The organism is Pseudomonas sp. FW507-12TSA, from assembly GCF_058781435.1.
Genome location: NZ_JBYSWT010000047.1, coordinates 12503 through 35911, shown reverse-complemented (window position 1 = coordinate 35911; position 23409 = coordinate 12503). Strand labels below are relative to the sequence as shown.

Here is a 23409-nt window from a genome sequence, read left to right as displayed (position 1 = left end):
TCCAAGGGGTACATTGGCCTGCCGGACCGGCGCCACGGTCCACTCCCCCCAGGCATGCCCGCGAACCAGGACAGTTGCGACGATGGATAAACTTGAGCAGTACCGGGTGTTCATCCAGGTGGCCGACATGGGTAGTTTCATCAAGGCCGCCCATGTCCTGGAGTTGCCCAGGGCCACGGTGTCCTCGGCGGTGCAGCAGTTGGAAACCGGCCTCGGCACAAGGCTGCTGCACCGCACCACCCGCCAGGTGCAACTGACCGCCGACGGCGCCATCCTGCTGGAACGGGCCCGGCGCCTGCTGGCCGACGCGGCGGAACTCAACCAGCTGTTCCAGCATCGCCAGGTGGATGTCAGCGGTCGCCTGAACATCGATGTGCCCAGCCGCATCGCCCGGCGCCTGATAGTGCCCGCCCTGCCCCAGTGGCTGGCTCAATACCCCGGCTTGCAACTGGCCCTGGGCGCCTGCGACCGCAGCATCGACCTGGTGCAGGAAGGCGTCGATTGCGCGATCCGCGTCGGCAGCCTGGCCGACAGCAGCCTGATCGCCCGCCCCCTGGGCCAGCTGGGGTTGATCAACTGCGCCAGCCCCGCCTACCTCGCCGCCCATGGTGAACCCCACAGCCCCCAGGACCTGCAGCAAGGCCAGTGGATGATCGGTTATGCCTCACCGGACACCGGCCGCGAGCAACCCTGGGAATACCTGCTCGAAGGCCGTGAGCACCTGATGAGCCTGCCCAGCCGGGTGATCGTCAACAACGTGGAAAACTACATCGCCTGCTGCCGCCAGGGGCTGGGCCTGATCCAGGTTCCACGCTTCGATGTGCAGCACCTGCTGGATCGAGGCGAGCTGGTGCAAGTGCTGCACGGGCTGCCAGTGGCGCCGATGGATATCTGCGCGCTGTATCCCGATCGGCGCCATCGCTCGCGCCGCCTCAATGTGTTCATCGAATGGTTCGCCGAGCTGATCCATCCACACCTGCAGACTTGAGTCCCGGGCTTGCCCGAGGGCGGCGAATCGTGAGATGAAAGCGCCCCCAATGGATGGAGGTACCTGGACCATGGCGCACCTGCGGATCGCTGCTCCACAGCTCGACGACCTGAATGACCTGCTGGCCTTCGAAGAGCAGAACCGTGCGTTCTTCGAAGCCTCGATCAACGCCCGGTCGCCCAGCTACTACTGCAGCGAGGGCGTCGCCGAGGCGATCGTCCAGGCGCGGCAAGACGCCGAGGCGGACCGTGGCTACCAGTTCCTGATTCGCCAGGACGGCCTGCTGGTGGGGCGGGTCAACTTGCACCGGGTGCAACGGCACTACTTCAATTGCGCCGAGCTGGGTTATCGGGTTGGCGAGCGCTTCATCGGCCGCGGGATCGCCAGGACGGCGGTAGCCCAGGTACTGCAACGGGCGTTCGGCGAGCTGGGCCTGAGCCGCCTCGAGGCCAACGCCCGGCCGGAGAACATCGGCTCGGTGCGCGTGCTCGAGGCCTGCGGTTTTTCCCGCTACGGCCATTCACGCCGCAGCTTCCTGCTCCACGGGCAGTGGTTCGATCGCCTGCACTATGAATGCCACGGGCCGTTGCAGCCCTGAACCGGCCGGCGCCCGCCTGAACGGACGCCCCTGGCCAGGTGGCATCAAGTCGAGAGCTGGTTGGCAAACTGTCCCACCGCGCTGACCACCTTCTGGGCGCCGTCCTGGATCTCGACGATCACCGTACCGGCTTCCGCCGCCAGGGCCAGGCCCTGCTCGGCCCGTTGCTTGCCTTCGACCATCAGCTCCACCGCGGTGCGGGCCATGTCCTGGTTCTGGCGCACCACGCCGACGATCTCGTCGGTCGCGCTGCTGGTACGCGAGGCCAGTTGCCGCACCTCGTCGGCCACCACCGCGAACCCTCGTCCTTGCTCACCGGCCCGGGCTGCCTCGATGGCGGCATTGAGCGCCAGCAGGTTGGTCTGCTCGGCGATCCCGCTGATGGTCTTGACGATACTGGCGATCACCAGGGACTGCTCGCTCAGGGCCTCGATGCCGTTACCGGCATCCTGCATGTGCCTGGCCAGGTCCTGCATCACGGTCACCGCTTCGGTCACCACGGTAGTGCCGCGCTGGGCGCAGGTGTCGGTCTGCAACGAGGTGTTGTAGGCGATGCTGGCGGCTTCGGCCACCGCCAACTCCTGGTTCACCTGGTCGGTGATCACCGTGGCGAACTTCACCACCTTGTAGAGCTTGTTGTTGGCGTCCATCACCGGGTTGTAGGAGGCCTCAAGCCAGACCACCCGGCCATGGGAGTCGACCCGCTTGAAGCGCTCGGCGATGAACTCGCCGGCGTTCAGGCGCCGCCAGAACTCTTGGTAAGCCGGGCTGTTGTACTCCTCGGGCTCGCAGAAGATGCGGTGATGCTTGCCTTGGATCTGCGCCAGGCTGTAGCCCATGCTCGTCAGGAAACGCTCATTGGCGCTGAGGACGGTGCCATTGAGGTCGAACTCGATCACCGCGGTGGAGCGCACCAGGGCGCCGATCAGGTTCTCGTGCTCGCGGGATGCCTCGATGGTGCGGGTCAGGTCGCTGGAGAAAATCGCGAAGTACTTGATCCGCCCCTCGGAGTCGCGCACCGGCTGGGAAATCGAACGCAGCCAGGCTTCCTGGCCATTGCCACGCAACAGGCGCACCGCCCCGGCAAAGTGCTCGCCCCGGGTCAGGGTGCTTTTGAACCGCAGGTGGAACTCGTCGTGCTTGACGTGGGCCGGGACGATATCTTCCAGAGGACGCCCCACCAGGTCGCCGCTCTTGTAGAGCATTTCCTGGGCGAAGTTGTGGTTGACCGATTGAATCCGTCCATCGGCGCTCAAATTGATCACGAGCATCTCGCTTTCAAGGCTTTCCTTCACCTGCTGAAGGCTCGAAAGCTCTTCACGAATGGTCGCCAGCTCTTGCTTCAAGCGTTTATTGAACATGTGGGTGTACCGGGGGACTGGAAAAAATAGGCTGCCTTGGGCCTAACATCGGCCCTGAAATACATTTCTTAATAGCCGTGCGAGGCTGTCCGACGAAAATAATTCGATGGCTGCCACCCCCCGTGAAACGGGGCTTTGGCCGGGGATTGTGCGGCACAGGGCAATGGGTATAGTGCGATTTCGCAAATTTCACTGGCGATCGACGGAGTTGGCTCATGGATGCATCACGCAAGGCACTTTTCCTCCAGGCGGCCGAACGGGTCGGCCACAGTTTCGAAGGCCAGATGCGCATTGGCGGCAACTACGTGCCGGCGGTACGAAACGGCGACGAGGTCTACGTCAGCGGGCAGATCCCCCGGGTCGACGACACGGTGATGGTGATGGGCCGGGTCGGTGCCGAGACCCCCCTGGAGCAGGGCCGGCACGCCGCGCGGATCTGCACCCTGCGGGCCCTGGCCATCCTCGAGCAGATGCTCGGCAACCTTGGGCGGATCAAGCGAATCTTGCGGATCAACGTCTACGTCCAGAGCGCGGCGGACTTCACCCAGCAAAGCGAAGTGGCGGACGGCGCTTCGGAAATTCTCTATGCGGTATTTGCCGAGGCCGGCGTGCATACCAGGACGTCGCTGGGGGTCTACCAACTACCGAAGAACGCCTCGGTGGAGGTCGACATGATCGTCGCCTTGCATCCCGGATCGGCGCAGGACTGAAGACGCCGGCAGCGGCCGGGCCGCCCTCGGGGACCCGGCCGGCACATCGCGGGCAAGGCAGTGACCATCCATGGATCAACTGCCATTGTTACGGCACTGGCCCAGGATCTGGTACTCGATGGTCTTGAGCTGGCCACTGGAGTCTTCATAGGTCATGCGTGAAGGCACCACCTGGCAAGACTTGATCGGTGGAGTGACGTTGACCACCTTGACGATATCCAGCTCCATGCCATAGCGGTAGTTCCGCACCACCGGCGCGGTCTTGCCCTGCTTCGCAGCGTAGCGCTCCATGGCTTTTTCGTTCTCCTGCATGGCCCGGGCGAAGGTACGGTCACCGCCACCTTCGGCCAATGCCAGGGAAGAGATGGCAAAGAGCATCGCGGCGATGCTCAAGTTAAGTAGTTTCATGACAGCCTCCTCGTTCTGTTGATGTCCACGAGGATAAAAAACCGACCCTGTCAGAATCATCGCGCGCGCATTACTTATCTGTAAGGCACCCCTCCCACCTTCGGCCAGATTCACGAAGAGCCCGGTCCACAAGGGCTGCAGCTCATCCGAGCGATCTCTGGCCAGCCATTTTCTTGCGCAATTGTAACTGTCGGGTCACCCCGTCGTTATCTGCGGTTTGCAACTATCGACAACGGCTCCGGGCGCGGCGATGCCCCGGCGGCCAAACCAATAAGAACGCCTGCGGCGATATAAAAACCGATAGCTGCACACTCAGGAGCGCCCCCCCATGCGTATCAACCCTCTTGTGTCCCTGTCCGCACTCACTGCGGCACTGGGGCTCGGCCCTATGGCGGCGGTAGCTGCCGAGGAACGTCCCGAAGGCTTTATCGAAGGCAGCCAGCTCAACCTGCTGCTACGCAACTTCTATTTCAATCGCGATGACCGCAAGGGCCAGTCCAGCCCCACCGGCAATGGCTACTCCGAAGCCTGGACCCAAAGCCTGATCGGCAAGTTCGAATCGGGCTTCACCCAGGGCACCGTGGGTTTCGGCCTCGATGCTTTTGTCATGCATGCCTTCAAGCTCGACTCCGGAACAGGGCGCAGCGGCGGCAAGGGGTCGTTCGCCATGCTGCCGGTGAACGGCAGGAACGAACCGGCCGACAGCTACGGCAAGGCCGGTGGCGCGGTGAAGGTGCGAGCCCTGGATACCGTGGCCAGGATCGGCGATGTGTTCCCCACGACACCCGTACTGCACTATGGCGACTCCCGGGTGATGCCCCAGAGCTTTCGCGGCTTCACCCTGGAGAACACCAGCCTCGACGACCTGAAGCTGCAAGCCGGGCGCCTGCATGCCGTGGGCTCGACGAACCAGAGCAGCCTGCGCGAGGGCTTCGTCACCTTCTACAAGGGCAAGGTGGACTCCCCCTGGATCGGCTACTTCGGTGGTGACTACCAAATCGACCCCAACCTCAGCGTCAGCCTCTACGGCAGCCGCCTCAAGGAGGTGTGGGACCAGCGCTACTTCGGCCTCTCGGGCAAGTATCCGTTGTCCCAGGACCTCACGCTGCTGGGCGCCTTCAACTACTACAACGTGGTGGACGAAGGCCGCAAGGAGCTGGGCGAGCTGAACAACAACATCTGGAGCGCCAAGATCGGCGCCACCTTCGGCGCCCACACGCTGGCCCTCTCCCACCAGCGCAACAACGGCAACAACCCCTTCGACTACCTGCGCCAGTCGGACTCGATCTTCCTCGACAACTCGATCCAGTACAGCGATTTCAACGCTCCCAAGGAACGCTCATGGATGCTGCGCTATGACCTGGACATGCAGACCCTGGGCGTCCCCGGCCTGAGCTTCATGGCCCGCTATGGACGCGGCCGGGGCGCCGATTACAGCCATGCCAACGCGCAGTACATGCAACGCGACTCGGCGGGCAATCCACTGGCCGGCCAGCGGCGCTGGGAACGGAATATCGAAGCCAAGTACGTATTCCAGAGCGGACAGCTCAAGGACCTGGCCCTGCGCATCTGCCAGGCCACCGTCCGCTCCAGCCGATTCGAGTCGGACCTGGAGGAATTCCGGCTGATCGTCGAATACCCACTGGCCCTGCTCTGATGGCTCTGGCCGGGCAGGTTGCGGCCTGCCCGGTGTTAAAACTTCTTCACAGACTCATGTCTTGCAGAACTGTAATATCCACCTCACCTTCTCGTTAGGTTGGTCTCCTTATACTCCTTGGCAGATTCGGATCCGCTGGTTTTTCGAAGGCGGGCAACCTGTCAGGAGAAGCATCATGCGCCCCAGCCAACTGTTGTTCATCGGCCTTCTGGCCAGCACCAGCCTCGGTGCCTGGGCCGCCGACGGCAGCGAACGTTCGCGACAAGCCCGCGAAACCTTCCTGGCCAGCCAGGAACAGATTCAAGGCGAATCCGAGCAGAAAACGGAAACCGCCACCACCGACGCCCCTTCCACGCCCAGCAAGGCTGGCGAAGATATTTGACGGCGTTGGCCCACAGAGCACATTCATCTCTTGAAGCGTTTTCATGATGCTCCTTTGGAAAGAGATGAATCTTCAGCGCCCCCTCGGGGCGCTTTTTTTTGCCTTGCTCACGCACCTCCTTCATGACGACACCCGCGATCGCGCGCCCCGCAAACCTGTAGGTACCGTCTTGCCCGTTAACGGGCAAGACGGTACCTACACGAAGCCACTCCCGGGAGCGATCACACAGGCATCACTCCTCCCGGCGGTGGGCCCACTGGTACAGCGCGGGCAGTACCAGCAGGGTGAGGATGGTGGAGGACAGGATGCCGCCGATCACCACCGTGGCCAGGGGGCGTTGCACCTCGGCGCCGGTGCCGGTGGCCAAGGCCATGGGCACGAAGCCCAGGGACGCCACCAACGCCGTCATCAATACCGGACGCAACCGGGTCAGGGCGCCCTCGCAGATGGCCATGGGCAGCGACCGCCCCTCCTCCCGCAGGTTGCGGATGAAGGCAATCATCACCAGCCCGTTGAGCACCGCCACCCCCGACAGGGCGATGAAACCGACCCCCGCCGAGATCGACAGCGGAATGTCCCGCAGCCACAAGGCCATGATCCCGCCCGTCAGGGCGAAGGGAATGCCGGTGAACACCAGCAGCCCGTCCTTGAGGTTGTTGAACATCATGAACAGCAGGCCGAACACCAGCAGCAGGGCCACCGGCACCACCACCTGCAGGCGCTGGGAAGCCTCCTGCAACTGTTCGAACTGGCCGCCCCAGGTGGTCCAGTAACCCGCCGGGACCTTCACCTTGTCGGCGATCAGGGTCGTGGCCTCCTCGACGAAGGAGCCGATATCCCGACCGCGCACGTTGGCGCTGACGATCACCAGGCGCTTGCCGTTTTCCCGGCTGACCTGGTTGGGGCCCAGGACCAGGTCCAGGCTGGCCACTTCCGACAGCGCGATGAAACCAATCTGCCCGTTGACGCTGCCGGCCGTCGCCGGGATCGGGACCAGCAGCCGTGACAACCCATCGATGTCGGTACGCAACTGATCGGACAGGCGCACCACCATGTCGAAGCGCCGATCGCCCTCATACAGGATTCCGGCCTGGCGCCCGCCCACGGCCACCGCGATGGTGTCTTGCACATCACCGACGTTGAGGCCATAGCGCGCGGCTTTGTCCCGGTCGATATTGATGGTCAGCACCGGCAGCCCGGTGGTCTGCTCGACCTTGACCTCCGAAGCGCCCGACAGTCCCTGCAAGGCGCTGGCGATCTCGTTGGCGGTCTTGTTCAGCACCGCCATGTCGTCGCCGAAGACCTTGACCGCGACATCGCTGCGCACCCCGGAAATCAGTTCGTTGAAACGCAACTGGATCGGCTGCGACAACTCATAGGCATTGCCCGGCACCATGGCGCTGGCGCGCTGGATATCGGCGATCAGCGCCTCCCGCGACTTGCCCGGGTCTGGCCACTGGGCCTTGGGCTTGAGCATCACGTAGCTGTCGGAAATGTTCGGCGGCATCGGGTCCGAGGCGATCTCCGCGGTACCGGTGCGAGCGAACACCCGCTCTACCTCCGGCACCTGGGCCAGCAGGGTCTTCTCCAGGCGCTGCTGCATGTCCACCGATTGCGAAAGGCTGGTGCCCGGCACCCGCAGGGCCTGCAGGGCCAGGTCGCCCTCGCTGAGGCTGGGGATGAACTCGCTGCCCATGCGGCTGGCCAGCAGGCCGCTGCCCACCAGGACCGCGCCGGCCAGGGCGAAGGTCAGCCCGCGCCGCTGCATCACCCAGTCCAGCACCGGTGCATAACCACGCTTGGCGTTGCGCATCACCAGGTTCTCCTTCTCCTGGACCTTGCCGGTGACGAACAGCGCAATGGCCGCCGGGACGAAGGTCACCGAGAGGATCATCGCCCCCAGGAGGGCCATGACCACGGTGAAGGCCATGGGGTGGAACATCTTCCCGGACACGCCGGTGAGGGCGAAGATCGGCAGGTACACCACCATGATGATCAACTGGCCGTAGATCAGTGGGCGCCGGGCTTCCTTGGCCGCGGCAAAGACTTCATGCAGGCGCTCCGAGCGGGTCAGCATGCGCCCGTGGCTCTGCTGGGCATGGGCCAGCCGGCGGATGGCGTTCTCGACGATCACCACCGCACCGTCGACGATGATCCCGAAGTCCAGGGCGCCGAGGCTCATCAGGTTGGCACTGACCTTGTTGCTGAACATGCCGGTGAAGGTGAACAGCATCGACAGCGGGATCACCAGGGCGGTGATCAACGCCGCGCGGATGTTCCCCAGGAACAGGAACAGGATGACGATCACCAGCAGTGCGCCCTCGAAGAGGTTCTTCTTCACCGTGGCGATGGCTTTCTCCACCAGGTTGGTGCGGTCGTACACGGTGACCGCCACCACGCCCTCGGGCAGTGTGCGGTTGATTTCCTCGAGCCGCTTGGCCACCGCCTGGGACACCGCGCGGCTGTTTTCGCCGATCAGCATGAACACCGTGCCCAGCACCACTTCACGGCCATTCTCGGTAGCTGCGCCGGTGCGCAGCTCACGGCCGATTTCCACCTGGGCCACGTTGCGCACGCGGATCGGCGTACCGTCGCTGCTGCTGATGACGATGTTGGCGATGTCGTCGATGGAGGCCAGTTGCCCCGGGGCACGGATCAGCAACTGTTCGCCGCTGCGCTCGATATAGCCGGCACCGACGTTGGCATTGTTGCGTTCCAGGGCCGTCACCAGGTCGGTGAGGGTCAGGCGGTGGGCCGCCAGGCGCTTGGGATCAGGAGCGATCTGGTACTCCTTGGCGAAGCCGCCGATGGTGTTGATCTCGGCCACCCCGGGAACGTTGCGCAACTGCGGCTTGATGATCCAGTCCTGGATCACCCGCAGGTCGGTTGGGGTGTAGGGCGTGCCATCTTCCTTGCGTGCGCCTTCCTCGGTCTCCACGGTCCATAGGAAGATTTCTCCCAGCCCGGTGGAAATCGGCCCCATCTGCGCCTCCACCCCTTCGGGCAGTTGCTCGCGAGCCACCTGCAGGCGCTCGTTGACCAGTTGCCGGGCGAAGAAGATATCGGTGCCGTCCTTGAAGATCACCGTCACCTGGGACAGGCCCGAACGCGATAGCGAGCGGGTCTGCTGCAAGCCGGGCAGGCCGGCCATGGCGGTCTCGATGGGAAAGGTGATGCGCTGCTCGGTCTCCAGCGGCGAGAAACCCGGCGCCGCGGAGTTGATCTGCACCTGGACGTTGGTGATGTCGGGGACGGCGTCGATCGGCAGCTTCTGGTAGCTGGCGATACCGATACCGGCCATCAGCAGTACCCCCAGCAGGACGATGATGCGCTGCTCGATGGCGAATTGAATGATGCGTTCAAACATGGATAGTCACTCTCCGCTAGGGCCTGTTCAGTGGCTGTGCTCGGCCGAACCCTTGCCCAGTTCGGACTTGAGGGTGAAGCTGCCGCGCGTGGCGACCTGGGCGCCGGCGGCCAAGCCTTCGCGGACCTCCACGAACCCATCCTGGCTGGCCCCGAGCACCACGGGCGTAGCCTGGAAACCCTCGGCCACGCGCACGAACACCGAAGGCCGTTCTTCCACGGTCTGGATCGCCTCCTGGGGCACGCTGACCGGCACCTCGACGGCCGCGGTGGCCACCTCGACCGCCACGAACAGGCCCGGGCGCCAGGTCTCCTTGGGGTTGGCCAGGGTCACCCGGACCGTGGCGGTGCGGGTCTGCTCCCCCAGCAGGTTGCCGACATAGGCCACCTGCCCGCGGACCTGGGAGCCCAGTTCGCTGGAGCTGACATTCACCGACTGGCCGACCCGGACCTTGTCCAGGTCCTTGGGGAATACACCGAAGGTCGCCCAGACCCGGGACAGGTCGGACAGGGTGAAAGCCGCCGTGGTCTCGCCCACCACTTCGCCGACGCTGAGGTGCTTCTCCACCACCACGCCATCGAACGGTGCACGCATTTCATAACGGTTGCCCCCCGCCAGCTGGGCACTGCCAGCCAGCGCCGCCATCTTCTGCCGGGCGTTGCCCAGGGCGATCTCGGCCTCTTGCAGCGTCTGCCGCGCCAGCAGGTAGTCCTGCTCGGCGGAGATCTGGTCGACCCACAACTGACGCTCACGCTCGAAGGTGGTACGGGCCAGTTCCACCCGCCGGCCGGCTGCCGCCAGCTCGCTGCGCTGGTCGGAAACCTGCTGGCTGGCAATCACCGCCAGCAGGTCGCCACGCTTGACCGACTGGCCGAGGTTGGCCTGTACCGACTCCACCACCCCGGCGGCGCGCGGCACGATATGCGAGGTGCGGTCCTCGTCGAAGCGGATCTCCCCCGGCAGGCTGAGCAGGCGATCCAGACGCCGCGGACCGGCCTCGGCCAGCTCGATCCCGGCCGCGGCGATCTGCTGGGCATCGAGTTCCACCAGGCCTTCGTGGCCCTCCTCCCCATGGCCCTGTTCGCCGTGCCCTTGCTCGGTATGCCCCGGCTCGCCATGCCCGGCGGGCGCCGTGGACGCTGAAGGCTGGCCTGTGGCCGGGGCCTGGCGATTGAACAGGCCCGGCAGCAACGAGGCCGCCAGCCCCAGGCCGGCCACCGCCACTATGGCCACAACAAGACTGCGTTTTTTGTCCATGGATGCTCCTGAAAATGTCGAGGGTCGGCGGCGCAGGCGCGGCCTTACGAAGTAGACGCAAAGAAGAACTTCTCCAGGGCCCGGTGCAGCTCGTGCACGCACCAGTGCCGGGGGGGCTCGTGGCTGCTGGCCGGAGGCACCCTGCCGCAGTCGCTGAGCAGCAACAGGGCGAAGTACGCGAGGCCCCGCAGCCAGGGTTTCACCAGCGGCTGAGGTCGCCGTAGATACGCTCGATCCGTACCCAGGCATCCGTGCTCTGCGCTACCGCCACCAGGTACTGGTTGCGGGCGCCGATCAATGTGCGCTGGGCGTCGAGCACCTCGAGAAAGCTGAATTTGCCCATCTCGAAGCCACGGGTGGCACTGTCTACCGCGCTCTGGGCGGCGGGCAGGATGGTCTGGTTGAACGACTGCACTTCACGCCGGGCGGTTTCCCACTGCTCCAGGGCCTGGCGGGTCTCGGTACGCAAGCGCAGTTCAGTGGCGTTGCGCAGGTCCCGGGCCTGGTCGGCGCGGCGCGCGGCGGAGAGCACGTTGCCCTGGTTGCGGTTGAACAACGGCAACGGCATCGACAGGCCGACCAGGTTGATCCGGTCCTTCTTGCTGCCGTCTTCGTTCCTGCTGGCGTCGTATTGGCTACCGATACTGATATCCAGGTCGGGAATGCGCTGGGCCTTTTCCAGGTCCAGGGACGCCTCGCGCTGGGCGATCTCCTGCTCTGCCAGGCGCAGCTCCGCAGTCTGGGGCAGGCGATTCAACAGCTGCGCCGGCGCCGGCGGCGCAGTGGCGTCCCCGGACTGCTCCTGCACCGCGGAAAAGTCCGCGCTGGCGCTACCGGTGACCCTGGCCAGCTGCCGATAGGCGTTGTCCTGCTCCAACTGGCCACGATTGAGTTCCAGGCGGATCTCCGCCAGTTGCACCTGGGCCCGGGTGGCCTCCACCGGCGATGCCTTGCCGGCACCGACCCGCCCCTGGGCCACGGCCAGGCCGCGCTCGGCCAGGGCCAGGGAGCGCCCGGCCAGTTGCGTGCGCTCCTGGGCCCGCAGCGCTGCGTAGTAGGCGTCCAGTACATCGGCGCGCAACTGGTTGCGCCGCCGATCCAGCTCCAGGTCCGCGAGCCTCTGGCCCTGGCTGGCCACCTCCACCCGCGCGCCGCGCTTGCCCCCCAGTTCCAGGGTCTGGGTGAGCTTGACCGAGGTGGTGCCCTGTCCGCGCTTGGTGTTCTCGATATCCGTGGATAGCACCGGGTTGGGAATCAGCCCGGCCTGCTGGCGGGCGCCCTGGGCGATATCGATCTCCCAGCTCGCAGCGGCCAGTTCCGGATTGTTGGCAAAAGCCTTGGCCATGGCGCTGTCCAGGCTCAACACCGGTTGCCCGGCGGCATTCGCGGCTTGCCCCGCCAGGACCAGTAATAAAGCCGTGCAACAGCGCCTTGCGGCCCGGGCGCAGATTCTCGGGAAATTCGGCATATCAGGTTCCGACCCTTGCTGAAACGAAGTCTTGGCGCAGGCACGGCGGTATATACCGGTACATATAAAAGGGTTATTCGACCGATATGAATTACACCGCTGTACTTGTCGACAGGGAAATATTCAAGATCGGCCAACTTTAACTTTCGGTCCTTATCAGCAGGGTGGCGCAAAAATTACAAATCTGTAATCAAGGTTTACGACCCGGGCTTCTGTATTAAGATCCCATCAACAAAGCCCAGGCCCACGGTACTTCCACGCTCGCCAAGAGAAGTTCCACAAGCAACTTAACAACTTACCAACGACAACTTGCCCATAACTTAAATAATAACTTTCCAGTGTTTGTCGACTACCAACCTCAATTGCAGAGAACTTCCTCAATATGCGCATCCTGGTTATCGAAGACGAACTCAAGACTGCCGACTACCTGCAACAGGGATTGACGGAAAGTGGTTATATCGTGGATTGCGCCAACAGCGGCGCCGATGGCCTGTACCTGACGCGCCAGCATGCCTACGACCTGGTGATCCTGGACGTCAACCTGCCGCAGATCGACGGCTGGGGCGTGCTGGACCAGATCCGCCAGTTCAGCAATACCCGGGTCATGATGCTCAGCGCCCAGGGCCGGCTGGCGGACAAGATCCGTGGCCTGGACCTGGGGGCCGACGACTACCTGGTCAAGCCGTTCGCCTTTCCCGAACTGCTGGCCAGGGTCCGTACCCTGATGCGCCGCAGCGAGCAGTCGCCGGTACCGGATGTACTGCGGGTCGCCGACCTGGAGCTGGACCAGGGCCGGCACCGGGCCTTTCGCGGCAAGCAGCGAATCGACCTGACCACCAAGGAGTTCGCCCTGCTGCACCTGCTGATGCGCCAGAGCGGCGTGGTGCTGTCGCGGACCCAGATCATCTCCTTCGTCTGGGACATGAACTTCGATTGCGACACCAATGTGGTGGAGGTCTCGATCCGCCGCTTGCGGGCCAAGATCGACGACCCCTTCGAGCGCAAGCTGATCCATACCTTGCGCGGTGTCGGCTATGTGCTCGAGGAGCGCGACTGAGGGCCACCCTCAGTGCTGGTGCGCCTGTTCGTGAAAGCCTGACTGCTCCACCTGCAAGGTGACGTGGGCGATCTCGAAACGCTCCTGCACCAGCTCGCTGACCTCGGCCAGGATCGCCTGCTCGTCACGGCTGCCCACTTGGGCCACCAGGTGCGCGCTGAGCACGTTCTTGCCGCTGGTCAGGGCCCAGATATGCAGGTCGTGCACATCGCTGACCCCTGGCACGCCGCGAATGTCCTGCTCCACCTGGTCGATATCGATGCCTTCGGGCACACCTTGCAGCAGCACGTTGGTGCTTTCCCGGAGCAGGGTCCAGGTCCGTGGCAGCACCCACAGGCCGATGGCCGCGGCCACCAGCGAATCGACCCAGCCCCAGCCGGTGTACATGATCACCAGTGCGGCGAGGATCACCCCCAGCGAGCCGAGCATGTCGCTCCAGACCTCCAGGTAGGCGCCCTTGACGTTGAGGCTCTGGCTGCTGCCGGAGGCCAGCAGGCTCATGGAGATCAGGTTGACGATCAGCCCCAGCACTGCGATCACCAGCATTCCCGTGGACTGGATCTCGGGCGGTGCCTGCAAGCGTTGCCAGGCCTCGAACAGGATGTAGAAGGCCACCACGAACAACAGCAGGGCATTGAAGGCCGCGGCGAGGATTTCGAATCGCGCGTAGCCGAAGGTGCGCTTGCGGTCCGCCGGGCGCTTGGCGACCTGGATCGCCACCAGGGATATCGCCAGCGCCAGGGTATCGGTGAGCATGTGCGCGGCATCCGATAACAGCGCCAGGCTACCGGTGACGAAAGCGCCGATGACCTCGGCGATCATGAAGCTGCCGGTCAGCCCCAGGGCCATCCACAATTTGCGTTCGTGCCCGGCCCGTACCTGTCCGTGACTGTGTCCTGCGCCCATGGAGCCTCCTGCGGTGTGGTGGAAAACCTCGGCCTGATGATAGTCCGGTTGAGCACCGGACAGGCTCGGCTGGGCGAATTGTCATCGGGCTGTTATCTGCCGGTTATCCAGCGTGCCACCAGGGGGCCACTCGCGGCCCGCGCGCTCATGTCGCTTTTGTGCCGGCCGCGGCCCTGTAGAATGCCCGCTTCATTCTTCGCCCAAGGGATCGCCATGCCTCGCCAGCCCCGGATCTTCGCTCTGGCCACCGCCCTGCTGCTCGGCGCCGGCGGCGCTTGGCTGCCAGCGCGAGCAGCAGCCCTGGACTGCGCGCACATCCAATACAGCCAGCAGGTCGATCGCTGTGCCCAGCAAGACAAGGAGCTGGCCGACAGCGCCCTCAACCAGAGCTACCAGGCGCTGCTGGAGCGGGTCCACCAGCGTTATCCCGGCAACCTGCTCCAGGAGCAGGAGTACCTGGGCAAGCTGAAGAACGCCCAGCGCGCCTGGATCAAGTACCGCGACAGCACCTGCGTGCTGGAGGCGGTCGACGTGGAGCCGGGCAAACCGGCCCACACCACCTTGATCAACCGTTGCGTAACCCGCCTGAGCAACGAGCGCAGTCACTACCTGGACCAGTTGCTGGTCGACTGAAGCCAGGCCGCCAGCTCAACAGCAGCCGGCTTCCTGGACCTGGGACCGGCGGGCCTCGCCGACCCGGGTGCCGAAATACCCGGCACTGGCTGCCCCGATCGCCCCCATCACCGCGCAGAAGATCACGCAGATCCAAGGGCTCCAGGGCATCAGGGCGATCAACAGCAACGGGGTGATGCTGGCCCAGAGGGCATAGGCGATGTTGTAGGTGAAGGAAATCCCCGAGACGCGGATCCGTGCAGGGAACAGCCCGACCATCACCGACGGCACCGCCCCCACCACGCCGCACCCCAGGCCGGCGATGGCGTAGGCCAGGCCGATCCAGGCGCCACCGTTGATCAGGCAGCCGTAGAGCACGGCGATCCCCAGGGGCAGCAGCAGGCTGTAGAACATCACCGTGCGCCAGGCCCCCAGGCGGTCGACGAGCAGGCCCGCCAGGACACAGCCGAGGTTGAGGAAGACGATGCCCAGGCTGCTCAGGGCGAAGGTGTGGCTGGCGCTCATGCCGAAGCTCTTCTGCATCATGGTCGGGGTGATGACCACGAACACCACCACCGCCGAGGTCAGCACGCAAGTGAGGATCAGGGCTGGCAGGATCGCCAGGCGGTGTTCGCGCAGCACCGTGCGCAGGGGCAGTTCGCTGGCGTTCTCGCGTTGTTGCTGCAGGGCCATGAACACCGGGGTCTCGCCCAGCCAGCGACGCAGCCAGACACCGATCACGCCGAATACCCCGCCGAGCAGGAAGGGATAGCGCCAGGCGTGGTCGAGGATTTCCTCGGGGCTGAAGACCTGGGCCAGGAGGGTCGCGGTCAACGCCCCCAGCAAATAGCCGAAGGTCAGTCCGGCCTGGAGAAACCCCAGGGCATAACCGCGATGGGCCCGGGGAGCATGCTCGGCGACGAACACCCAGGCACTGGGCACCTCGCCACCCACCGCGGCGCCTTGCAGGACCCGCAGCGCCAGCAGCAACAAGGGCGCGAAATAACCGATCTGGGCATAGGTGGGCATGCTGCCGATCAGCAGGCACGGCAGCGCCATCATCAGGATGCTCAGGCTGAAGACCTTCTTGCGCCCCAGGCGGTCGGCGAAGTGGGCCATGAGGATGCCGCCCAGGGGCCTGGCCAGGTAACCGGTGACAAAGATCCCGAAGCTCTGCAACAGCCGCAGCCACTCGGGCATTTCCGGTGGGAAGAACAGCTGGCTCAGGGTCAGGGCGAAGAATACGAAGATGATGAAGTCGTAGATTTCCAGGGCCCCGCCCAGGGCGGCCAGGCCCAGGGTCCTGTAGTCGGCGCGGGAAAAACGCGCCGTCGATTCGCTGGCAAGGGTCATGAGGGCAACTCGGGTGGCACAAGACAAGGGCGCCATGGTCTACGCAAAAGTCCCGGGGAACAAGCCGTTCCCCGCACCGGGCGCAGATTCAGTTGCCCTTGGCCAGGGCGATGGCGGCCTGGATCGCCGCGCGGGCCTGGGGGCTGTTCTTCCAGCAACTGGAACCCACCAGGGAGGAGGCCCGGGTCACGATATCCAGGGCGTCGGCGCCAGCCAGCTCGGCCAGGGAGGCGATGCCCAACTGCTCCAGGCGCCCCACCACCGTGGGTCCCACACCCTTGACCTGGAGCAGCGCGGCGCGTTCTTCGGGGGAAAATGTCATGTGCGTTCAATCCTTTGCAGTACGTGGCAATTGCCGCATTCTTGCACAGTTCTCGACCGCCCCAGCCCGGGGCGGCCGACCTCCTTACAAACATAAGAAAACACGAGGTATCCACGTGGCCGCCGATATTCAAGATAGCCGCTCCGCCCGCTTCGCCCTGCGCTGTTCGAACTGGGCCGAGCGCTGGTTTCCCGACTCCTGGGTGTTCGCCGCGCTGGCGGTGATCATCGTCGCCCTGGCCACCCTGGCCATGGGTGCCAAGCCCACCGATGCAGCCATGGCCTTTGGCGACGGTTTCTGGAGCCTGATCCCCTTCACCATGCAGATGGCCTTCGTGGTCATTGGCGGTTATGTGGTGGCCAGCTCGCCGCCAGCGGTGAAACTGATCGACAAACTGGCTCGCATCCCGGCCAACGGCCGCTCGGCGGTAGCCTGGGTGGCACTGATCTCGATGCTCGCCTCGCTGCTCAACTGGGGCCTGTCCCTGGTGTTCGGCGGCCTGCTGGTCCGGGCCCTGGCCCGGCGTACCGAGCTGCGCATGGACTACCGCGCCGCCGGCGCCGCGGCCTACCTGGGCCTGGGCGCGGTCTGGGCCCTGGGGTTGTCATCCTCGGCCGCGCAATTGCAGGCCAACCCCGGCAGCCTGCCGCCTTCGATCCTGGCCATCACCGGGGTGATCCCCTTCACCCAGACCATCTTCCTCTGGCAGTCGGGCGTACTGCTGCTGGCGCTGGTGGTGGTGTCGCTGGTGATTGCCTACGCCACCGCCCCCGGCCCCGGCAGCGCCCGTGACGCCCAGGCCTGCGGGGTCGATCCCAGCTTCAGCCTGCCCAAGGCGCAACCACGCACCCGCCCAGGCGAATGGCTGGAACACAGCCCGCTGCTGATCATCCTCCTGGCCCTGCTGGCCGCCGGCTGGCTGTATCACGAGTTCGCCACCAAGCCGGCGATCACCGCGATCTCCGGGCTCAACACCTACAATTTCCTGTTCCTGATGACCGGGGCCCTGCTGCACTGGCGCCCGCGCAGCTTTCTCGATGCCGTGGCCCGGGCGGTGCCGACCACCACCGGGGTGCTGATCCAGTTCCCGCTGTACGGCTCCATCGCGGCGCTGATGACCGTGGTCAAGGGCGTGGACGGCCAGACCCTGGCCCATCACATCTCGACCTTCTTCGTGCAGATCGCCTCCCACGATACCTACGCCTTGCTGATGGGCCTGTACTCGGCGGTACTGGGCTTCTTCATTCCCTCCGGCGGCGGCAAGTGGATCATCGAGGCGCCCTACGTGATGCAGGTGGCCAACGACCTGCAGTACCACCTGGGCTGGGCGGTGCAGATCTACAACGCTGCCGAGGCCTTGCCGAACCTGATCAACCCCTTCTACATGTTGCCGCTGCTGGGCGTGCTGGGCCTGAAGGCCCGGGACCTGATCGGCTTCTCCTTCGTCCAGTTGCTGGTACATACGCCCCTGGTGCTGATCCTGCTCTGGGCCCTGGGCACGACCCTGGCCTACCTGCCACCCATGACCCCCTGAGCATCGCCCAGGCTCCACAAGCCGCCCTGCGCGGCTTGTGGATAACTCCCGGCACAGCCCGGGCTTGAGCGGTTCCACCGAAGCCAACCCACCCCTGCGTCGCTGTAGCTTTTTTGTCATATTCGGTTGTTACCGTGCCTGCGAAATACTTTGTAACGATTACCCGGACAGACGAGCAAGGAGCCGCCATGAGCGACGATACCGACCCGCGTGACACCAAGGAAAACGCTGCCGAGCACCCCACAGGCACCAGCCGCCGGCGCTTTTTGGGCGGGGCCGCGGTGCTGGGCGTCGGTGCCACCCTGGCGGCTTGCGGCAAGGCCGGCGACCCCCAGTGCAAGCCCGATGAGCGCCCGCTGTCGCCCACCGAACTGGACCAGGCGCTGCGCGAGCAGGTGCAGACCGTGGTGGTGATCTACGCCGAGAACCGCAGCTTCAACAACCTGTTCGCCAACTTCCCCGGGGTCGAGCAGCCGCTGGCGGCCCTCAAGCCCGAGGCGTTCCAACAACGCGATCGCGATGGCCGCCTGCTCGACAAGCTGCCACCGATCTGGGGCGGCCTGCTGCAAGTCGGTCCGCAGACCCTGGATGGGGTTACCTATCCGGTGGAAAGCCAGTTCCAGGAAAACCTGCCCAATGCCCCATTCCCCCTCAAGGGACCACAGGGCGAGGACCTGCCCCTGGGCCTGGTGACCCGCGACCTGTGGCATGTGTTCTACCAGAACCAGATGCAGATCAACGGCGGCAAGAACGATGGCTTCGTCGCCTGGGCCGACTCCGGCGCCCTGCCCATGGGCTACTACGCCCAGACCCGCTACTCCCTGCGCTTGTGGGACGTGGCCCGGGAGTTCGTGCTGTGCGACAACTTCTTCCAGGGCGCCTTCGGCGGCTCCTTCCTCAACCACCAGTACCTGATCAGCGCCAGGGCGCCGTTCTACCCGGATGCAGCCAACTCGGTGGCCAAGTCACAGATCGCCACCTTGCAGGGCGACGATCCCAAGGGCACCCGTCTCAAGCCCCTGGAGAAATCCCCGGCCAGTGCCATGGACGGTGCACCGCAATTCGGCCCCAGCGCGCTGACCCCGGACGGCTACGCGGTCAACACCATGGCCCCGCCCTACTGGCCGACCTGGATCCGCGACCCGGACCGCCCGGACTACGCCAAGCCCGACTTGCCCAGCGTGTTGGTGCCCCAGACCCACGAACACATCGGTGACAAGCTGTCGAAGAAGAATGTCGACTGGGCCTGGTACGGCGGCGCCTGGCAGGCCACCCTGGAGCAGTTCAAGGATTCCGGCGGGATTCCCAAGATCCCCAACTTCCAGTACCACCACCAGCCGTTCAACTATTTCGTGCGCCAGGGCCCGGAGAACCCGGGCGAGCGCGCCAAGCGCCTGCGTGACGGCGGCCTGGGGGACGAGTCGAGCAGCAACAAGTTCTTCGCCGACGCCGAGGCCGGCAAGCTGCCGGCGGTGACCTTCTACAAGCCCCAGGGCAACCTCAACCTGCACGCCGGTTATGCCGATGTCGCCGCCGGCGACCGGCACCTGGACCGGGCGCTGAAGGTGCTGCGCGAGAGCCCGCAGTGGAAAAACATGGTGGTGGTGGTCACCTTCGACGAGAACGGCGGCTGGTGGGACCACGTCGCACCGCCCCAGGGCGACCGCTGGGGCCCGGGGACGCGGATCCCGGCGCTGGTGGTCTCGCCGTTCGCCCGCAAGGGCACGGTGGACCATACGGTCTATGACACCGCCTCGGTCCTGCGGCTGATCACCCGGGTGTTCCAACTCGAGACTCTCGACGGCCTCAAGGAGCGCGACCAGGCCATGGTCGCTCGTGGCCAGAAGCCCATGGGCGACCTGACCAACGCCCTGCACTTCAAGGCCTGACCCGGCCCCCGGTGCGCCATTGCCGCCAACCAGGGGCGGCAATGGTTGGCGCGCCCCTATAATAGCCATGTGACATCATTTTCTTTACCCATTCCCCCGCCGGGTAATATCCTGCGCGCCTCTTATTCGTTTCAGCCGTTTTACCCCCGCCAAGGAGTTCATCGTCATGATCGTAGGCATCGACCTGGGAACCACCAACAGCCTGGTCGCGGTCTGGCGCGAAACTACCAGCGAACTGGTGCCCAACGCCCTGGGGCAGCTCCTGACGCCCAGCGTGGTGGGCCTGGACGACGAAGGCCGGGTCCTGGTGGGCCAGGCCGCCAAGGAACGCCTGCATACCCATCCACACCTGACCACCGCGCTGTTCAAGCGCTACATGGGCAGCAACACCGAAGTACGCCTGGGCGAGCGCTCCTGGCGCCCGGAAGAACTCTCGGCGCTGGTGCTCAAGAGCCTCAAGGAAGACGTCGAGCGCAGCTATGGCGAACCGGTGGTAGAAGCGGTGATCAGCGTGCCGGCCTACTTCAGCGACGCCCAGCGCAAGGCCACGCGGATCGCCGGCGAGCTGGCCGGGCTCAAGGTCGAGAAACTGGTCAACGAACCCACTGCCGCCGCCCTGGCCTACGGCCTGCACCAGCGTGACAAGGAAACCTCGTTCCTGGTCTTCGACCTGGGCGGCGGCACCTTCGACGTGTCGATCCTGGAGCTGTTCGACGGGGTCATGGAGGTCCGCGCCAGCGCCGGCGACAATTTCCTCGGTGGCGAGGACTTCGACAGCCTGTTGCTGGAGCACTTCCTCGCACAACAGGCCCAGGTCCCGGACTTCCCCGAGCGCCAGAGCGTGCTCCAGGCCCTGCGCCGCGAAGCCGAGCGCGTGCGCCGGGCCCTGGGCCAGGACAGCAGCGCCGAATTCAGCTTGCGGGTGGACGGCCGGCAGTGGACCCAGACCATCACCCAGGCCCAGTTGGCGACGCTCTACGCGCCCCTGCTGGAACGCCTGCGCCTGCCCATCGAGCGGGCCCTGCGCGACGCGCGGATCCGGGTCAGCGACCTGGATGAAATCCTCCTGGTCGGTGGCGCCAGCCGCATGCCCCTGGTGCGCAAGCTGGCAGCCGGGCTGTTCGGCCGGTTTCCCTCGATCACCCTCGACCCGGACCAGGTGGTGGCCCAGGGCGCTGCGGTGCAGGCCGCGCTCAAGGCACGCAGCCTGGCCCTGGAAGAAGTGGTGCTGACCGACGTCTGCTCCTACACCCTGGGTATCGAGACCACCCAACAGCACGGCAACCAGTTCGAAAGCGGGCACTACCTGCCGATCATCGAGCGCAACAGCGTGGTGCCGGTGAGCCGGGTCAAGTCCGTGCAGACCCTGCACGACAATCAGGACCATGTGCTGCTGAAGATCTTCCAGGGCGAGAGCCGCCTGGTGCGCGACAACGTCGCCCTGGGCCAGCTGGAAATCAAGGTGCCCAAGCGCCCGGCCGGGGAAGTCTCGCTGGATGTGCGCTTCACCTACGACATCAACGGCCTGCTGGAGGCCCAGGTGACCATTCCCCTGACCGGGGACAGCCACTCGCTGGTGATCGAGAACAACCCGGGGGTACTGACCCCGGAGGAAATCCAGGAGCGCCTGCTGGCCCTGGCACAACTGAAGGTCCACCCTCGGGACCAGCAGGCCAATACCCTGCTCAGCGCTCGCCTGGAACGCCTCTACCAGGAGAGCCTGGGGGAACTGCGCGAGCAGGTCGGCTACTGGGCCGGACAGTTCCAGCAGATGCTGGACACCCAGGACGAGCGCCGGATCCGTGAACTGCGCGGCCAGCTCAACGAGCAACTGCAGCTCCTGGAAAACGGCCACTGGCACTAGGAGCCACCCATGGACTGCTGGTCGGTGCTGGAGCTGCCACAAGATGCCAATGAACGAGAGATCAAGCGCAGCTACGCCCGGCAGTTGAAGAGCGTGCGGCCCGACACCGATGCCGAGGGCTTCCAGCGCTTGCGCGAAGCCTACGAACGGGCACTGCAACTGGCCCGCTGGCGAATCAGCGAGGCTGCGCACGAGGCGCAACAGCCAGCAGCCGACAACCTGCGGCAATGGTCGAGCCTGGTGGAACTGGCCCCTTTGCCAGTGCCCGGCCCCGCGCCGGTGCCAGTGCCAGTGCCAGTGCCAGTGCCGGTGCCGGTGCCAGTGCTACGATCGCTGCAGGACGGCCTGGACGCCAGCAACCTGCCACAGCGCTGGCAGCAGGCCCAAGAGCAGGACTGCGCCGAACCTTTCCTCAAGCATTTGCTGGCAATCTGTTACGACACTCCCGGACAACACCTGGCGCTGATCGAATGGGCCGTGGCCCACCTGGATTGGCTGACGCCCTGGCAACGTCCGTCGATGACCGCCTTGCAGGAAGCGGTCTTGGTACAAGGCCTGTTGCAGCAATATCGCCGAGTGCTGGAAGAACTGCTGGCCGCAGGCCGGGACCGGCAGTTCCTCGAATGCCTGGGCGGCTACTGCGCACAGCCCTGGCTGCAGATCTTCGACCATCGCCAGTACTGGCAGGGCGAGGTCCTGGAACTGTTGCATCAGCAGCCCTGGCCGGCGTCGGTGTTCGAAGGGGTATGCCAGCTGTTCGGCTGGGATGAAAAGCGCGGCGCGACCCCGGAACCCGAGTGGATGTGGCGAGCGCTGGCCGAGCGCTACCAACAGGAAGCCTTCTACCAGAAGCTAGAGGCCGATGCCGCCAACAACGCGGATACCACCCCCCAGTCCGCAGCCGCGCGGCTGTTCCTGACCCCGCCGTCCCGGCGCCGCCAGGTCGCCCTGGTCCGTCACTTCCAGAGCGAACACTGGCAGGCCTGCCTGGAGCTGTCGCATACCTTGGCCTCGCGCTTCCCGGCCCTGGTGGAACGCCTGCCCCAGCACGACCTGTTGTTCTGGAGGAGCCTGGTTCCACGCCTGATAGGTATGGACAACTGGATACGCTGCAGCCTGGGCAGCGGCCTGGCCCTGGGCCTGTACTTCATGCCCAGGCCAGGCTACGGCCCTGAGCTGGCGCTGATGCTGGGGCTGGTCTGCAGTGCCATGCTGGGAGGGTTCGGGATCCTCCTGCTCAGCAATTGGCAACAATTGATTGGCCACTTGCTGTTACCGGACCTGTGGTTGACCGAGCGCCTGGTGCCCAAGCGCCTGAATCCAAGGAGCTACTGGCTCATCCTGCGCCACGGCGTGCCGCAATTGGTGATGCTGGCGCTGTTCGGCTTCTGGCTCGGTCTGCTCGGAATGCTCGGCTACCTGGGTTTTGTCCTGATCGGTTGGCTGCACTCAGGACGCATCGGCCAGGCGAACCCGCAGTTCCATGCCCGGCATCCGTGGCTGGGGGCACTGCACTGGAATCACTTCAGCCCATGGCAACCGGTGTACCTGCTGCTCATGGTGGTGCTCGTGCGCGCCTGCCAGATCCATGGCCTGGGCTTTCCCCTGACCCGCCTGATCCCGGGGTAGGTACCGACAAGCGGCCGGATGGAAGGTATTTTTGCAGCGCCGGCTGT

General features: G+C 65.1%; 18 protein-coding genes and 2 pseudogenes. 11 read left to right on the top strand and 9 right to left on the bottom strand.

From position 1 onward, the window contains the following. The first annotated feature begins 82 nt into the window (after window positions 1-82). Both AC3WK8_RS30365 and AC3WK8_RS30360 read left to right on the top strand, forming a co-directional pair. The gene (locus AC3WK8_RS30365; RefSeq protein WP_085594672.1) at window positions 83-988 is read left to right on the top strand and encodes a LysR family transcriptional regulator; all 906 of its coding nucleotides are present in this window, start codon (window positions 83-85) and stop codon (window positions 986-988) included. Between the two features lie 49 nt (window positions 989-1037). After that, window positions 1038-1586 carry a GNAT family N-acetyltransferase gene (locus AC3WK8_RS30360; protein WP_022640933.1) on the top strand — a complete coding sequence of 183 codons (549 nt, stop codon included), beginning with the start codon at window positions 1038-1040 and terminating at the stop codon, window positions 1584-1586. A 44-nt stretch (window positions 1587-1630) separates the two neighbouring features. On the opposite strand, the pseudogene AC3WK8_RS30355 reads toward AC3WK8_RS30360, so the two are convergent. Further along, window positions 1631-2059: pseudogene (locus tag AC3WK8_RS30355) on the bottom strand (methyl-accepting chemotaxis protein); the annotation flags it as partial. 165 nt (window positions 2060-2224) lie between these two features. Next, window positions 2225-2857: pseudogene (locus tag AC3WK8_RS30350) on the bottom strand (PAS domain-containing protein); the annotation flags it as partial. 305 nt (window positions 2858-3162) lie between these two features. Between AC3WK8_RS30350 and AC3WK8_RS30345 the strand changes: the two are divergent. After that, window positions 3163-3657, top strand: coding sequence for a RidA family protein (locus AC3WK8_RS30345; RefSeq protein WP_103326759.1), 495 nt, complete (start codon window positions 3163-3165; stop codon window positions 3655-3657). A gap of 75 nt (window positions 3658-3732) precedes the next feature. Here AC3WK8_RS30345 and AC3WK8_RS30340 read toward each other — a convergent pair whose 3' ends face one another. Further along, window positions 3733-4065 carry a DUF2790 domain-containing protein gene (locus AC3WK8_RS30340; protein ID WP_085594666.1) on the bottom strand — a complete coding sequence of 111 codons (333 nt, stop codon included), beginning with the start codon at window positions 4063-4065 and terminating at the stop codon, window positions 3733-3735. A gap of 328 nt (window positions 4066-4393) precedes the next feature. Between AC3WK8_RS30340 and AC3WK8_RS30335 the strand changes: the two genes are divergently transcribed. Both AC3WK8_RS30335 and AC3WK8_RS30330 read left to right on the top strand, forming a co-directional pair. After that, a complete protein-coding gene (locus tag AC3WK8_RS30335) occupies window positions 4394-5722 on the top strand; it encodes an OprD family porin (RefSeq protein WP_103326757.1) in 1329 nt (442 codons plus the stop codon). Window positions 5723-5897: 175 nt separating this feature from the next. Beyond that, entirely contained in the window at window positions 5898-6104 is a 207-nt protein-coding gene (locus tag AC3WK8_RS30330) for a hypothetical protein (protein WP_085594662.1), read from the top strand. Between the two features lie 232 nt (window positions 6105-6336). On the opposite strand, the gene AC3WK8_RS30325 is transcribed toward AC3WK8_RS30330, so the two are convergent. From AC3WK8_RS30325 to AC3WK8_RS30315, 3 genes are all read right to left on the bottom strand, one after another. Beyond that, window positions 6337-9471, bottom strand: coding sequence for a CusA/CzcA family heavy metal efflux RND transporter (locus tag AC3WK8_RS30325; RefSeq protein ID WP_103326755.1), 3135 nt, complete (start codon window positions 9469-9471; stop codon window positions 6337-6339). A 27-nt stretch (window positions 9472-9498) separates the two neighbouring features. Continuing rightward, window positions 9499-10728, bottom strand: coding sequence for an efflux RND transporter periplasmic adaptor subunit (locus AC3WK8_RS30320; RefSeq protein WP_022640941.1), 1230 nt, complete (start codon window positions 10726-10728; stop codon window positions 9499-9501). A 199-nt stretch (window positions 10729-10927) separates the two neighbouring features. After that, entirely contained in the window at window positions 10928-12196 is a 1269-nt protein-coding gene (locus tag AC3WK8_RS30315; protein ID WP_085594658.1) for a TolC family protein, read from the bottom strand. A gap of 382 nt (window positions 12197-12578) precedes the next feature. On the opposite strand from AC3WK8_RS30315, the gene AC3WK8_RS30310 reads away from it, so the two are divergent. Beyond that, window positions 12579-13253, top strand: a complete 675-nt coding sequence (locus AC3WK8_RS30310) for a heavy metal response regulator transcription factor (RefSeq protein ID WP_053132105.1) — start codon at window positions 12579-12581, stop codon at window positions 13251-13253. A gap of 9 nt (window positions 13254-13262) precedes the next feature. On the opposite strand, the gene AC3WK8_RS30305 is transcribed toward AC3WK8_RS30310, so the two are convergent. Continuing rightward, entirely contained in the window at window positions 13263-14159 is an 897-nt protein-coding gene (locus AC3WK8_RS30305) for a cation diffusion facilitator family transporter (protein WP_103326753.1), read from the bottom strand. A gap of 213 nt (window positions 14160-14372) precedes the next feature. Here AC3WK8_RS30305 and AC3WK8_RS30300 point away from each other — a divergent pair, with 213 nt between their 5' ends. Beyond that, the gene (locus AC3WK8_RS30300; protein WP_053132113.1) at window positions 14373-14792 is read left to right on the top strand and encodes a lysozyme inhibitor LprI family protein; all 420 of its coding nucleotides are present in this window, start codon (window positions 14373-14375) and stop codon (window positions 14790-14792) included. Between the two features lie 15 nt (window positions 14793-14807). Here AC3WK8_RS30300 and AC3WK8_RS30295 read toward each other — a convergent pair whose 3' ends face one another. Next, window positions 14808-16124 (bottom strand): MFS transporter, encoded by a 1317-nt coding sequence (locus AC3WK8_RS30295; RefSeq protein ID WP_103326751.1) that lies wholly within the window; start codon window positions 16122-16124, stop codon window positions 14808-14810. Window positions 16125-16212: 88 nt separating this feature from the next. Next, window positions 16213-16446 (bottom strand): Pathogenicity locus, encoded by a 234-nt coding sequence (locus tag AC3WK8_RS30290; protein WP_053132117.1) that lies wholly within the window; start codon window positions 16444-16446, stop codon window positions 16213-16215. A gap of 115 nt (window positions 16447-16561) precedes the next feature. Here AC3WK8_RS30290 and AC3WK8_RS30285 point away from each other — a divergent pair, with 115 nt between their 5' ends. From AC3WK8_RS30285 to AC3WK8_RS30270, 4 genes are all read left to right on the top strand, one after another. After that, entirely contained in the window at window positions 16562-17980 is a 1419-nt protein-coding gene (locus AC3WK8_RS30285; RefSeq protein ID WP_085594650.1) for a short-chain fatty acid transporter, read from the top strand. Window positions 17981-18168: 188 nt separating this feature from the next. Then, window positions 18169-19869, top strand: coding sequence for an acid phosphatase (locus AC3WK8_RS30280; protein ID WP_103326749.1), 1701 nt, complete (start codon window positions 18169-18171; stop codon window positions 19867-19869). 166 nt (window positions 19870-20035) lie between these two features. Further along, window positions 20036-21733 carry a molecular chaperone HscC gene (locus AC3WK8_RS30275; RefSeq protein ID WP_103326747.1) on the top strand — a complete coding sequence of 566 codons (1698 nt, stop codon included), beginning with the start codon at window positions 20036-20038 and terminating at the stop codon, window positions 21731-21733. A 9-nt stretch (window positions 21734-21742) separates the two neighbouring features. Then, complete coding sequence (locus AC3WK8_RS30270; protein ID WP_207245166.1) at window positions 21743-23362, top strand: J domain-containing protein; 1620 nt, start codon at window positions 21743-21745, stop codon at window positions 23360-23362. Window positions 23363-23409 lie beyond the last annotated feature (47 nt).

Excerpts from the sequence above, each read along its gene's own strand:
- AC3WK8_RS30325 (WP_103326755.1), bottom strand. The coding sequence starts at position 9,471 with ATGTTTGAACGCATCATTCAATTCGCCATCGAGCAGCGCATCATCGTC.
- AC3WK8_RS30290 (WP_053132117.1), bottom strand. The coding sequence starts at position 16,446 with ATGACATTTTCCCCCGAAGAACGCGCCGCGCTGCTCCAGGTCAAGGGT.
- AC3WK8_RS30270 (WP_207245166.1), top strand. The coding sequence starts at position 21,743 with ATGGACTGCTGGTCGGTGCTGGAGCTGCCACAAGATGCCAATGAACGA.
- AC3WK8_RS30315 (WP_085594658.1), bottom strand. The coding sequence starts at position 12,196 with ATGCCGAATTTCCCGAGAATCTGCGCCCGGGCCGCAAGGCGCTGTTGC.
- AC3WK8_RS30305 (WP_103326753.1), bottom strand. The coding sequence starts at position 14,159 with ATGGGCGCAGGACACAGTCACGGACAGGTACGGGCCGGGCACGAACGC.
- AC3WK8_RS30365 (WP_085594672.1), top strand. The coding sequence starts at position 83 with ATGGATAAACTTGAGCAGTACCGGGTGTTCATCCAGGTGGCCGACATG.
- AC3WK8_RS30335 (WP_103326757.1), top strand. The coding sequence starts at position 4,394 with ATGCGTATCAACCCTCTTGTGTCCCTGTCCGCACTCACTGCGGCACTG.
- AC3WK8_RS30320 (WP_022640941.1), bottom strand. The coding sequence starts at position 10,728 with ATGGACAAAAAACGCAGTCTTGTTGTGGCCATAGTGGCGGTGGCCGGC.
- AC3WK8_RS30280 (WP_103326749.1), top strand. The coding sequence starts at position 18,169 with ATGAGCGACGATACCGACCCGCGTGACACCAAGGAAAACGCTGCCGAG.
- AC3WK8_RS30340 (WP_085594666.1), bottom strand. The coding sequence starts at position 4,065 with ATGAAACTACTTAACTTGAGCATCGCCGCGATGCTCTTTGCCATCTCT.
- AC3WK8_RS30360 (WP_022640933.1), top strand. The coding sequence starts at position 1,038 with ATGGATGGAGGTACCTGGACCATGGCGCACCTGCGGATCGCTGCTCCA.
- AC3WK8_RS30310 (WP_053132105.1), top strand. The coding sequence starts at position 12,579 with ATGCGCATCCTGGTTATCGAAGACGAACTCAAGACTGCCGACTACCTG.
- AC3WK8_RS30295 (WP_103326751.1), bottom strand. The coding sequence starts at position 16,124 with ATGACCCTTGCCAGCGAATCGACGGCGCGTTTTTCCCGCGCCGACTAC.
- AC3WK8_RS30300 (WP_053132113.1), top strand. The coding sequence starts at position 14,373 with ATGCCTCGCCAGCCCCGGATCTTCGCTCTGGCCACCGCCCTGCTGCTC.
- AC3WK8_RS30345 (WP_103326759.1), top strand. The coding sequence starts at position 3,163 with ATGGATGCATCACGCAAGGCACTTTTCCTCCAGGCGGCCGAACGGGTC.
- AC3WK8_RS30330 (WP_085594662.1), top strand. The coding sequence starts at position 5,898 with ATGCGCCCCAGCCAACTGTTGTTCATCGGCCTTCTGGCCAGCACCAGC.
- AC3WK8_RS30275 (WP_103326747.1), top strand. The coding sequence starts at position 20,036 with ATGATCGTAGGCATCGACCTGGGAACCACCAACAGCCTGGTCGCGGTC.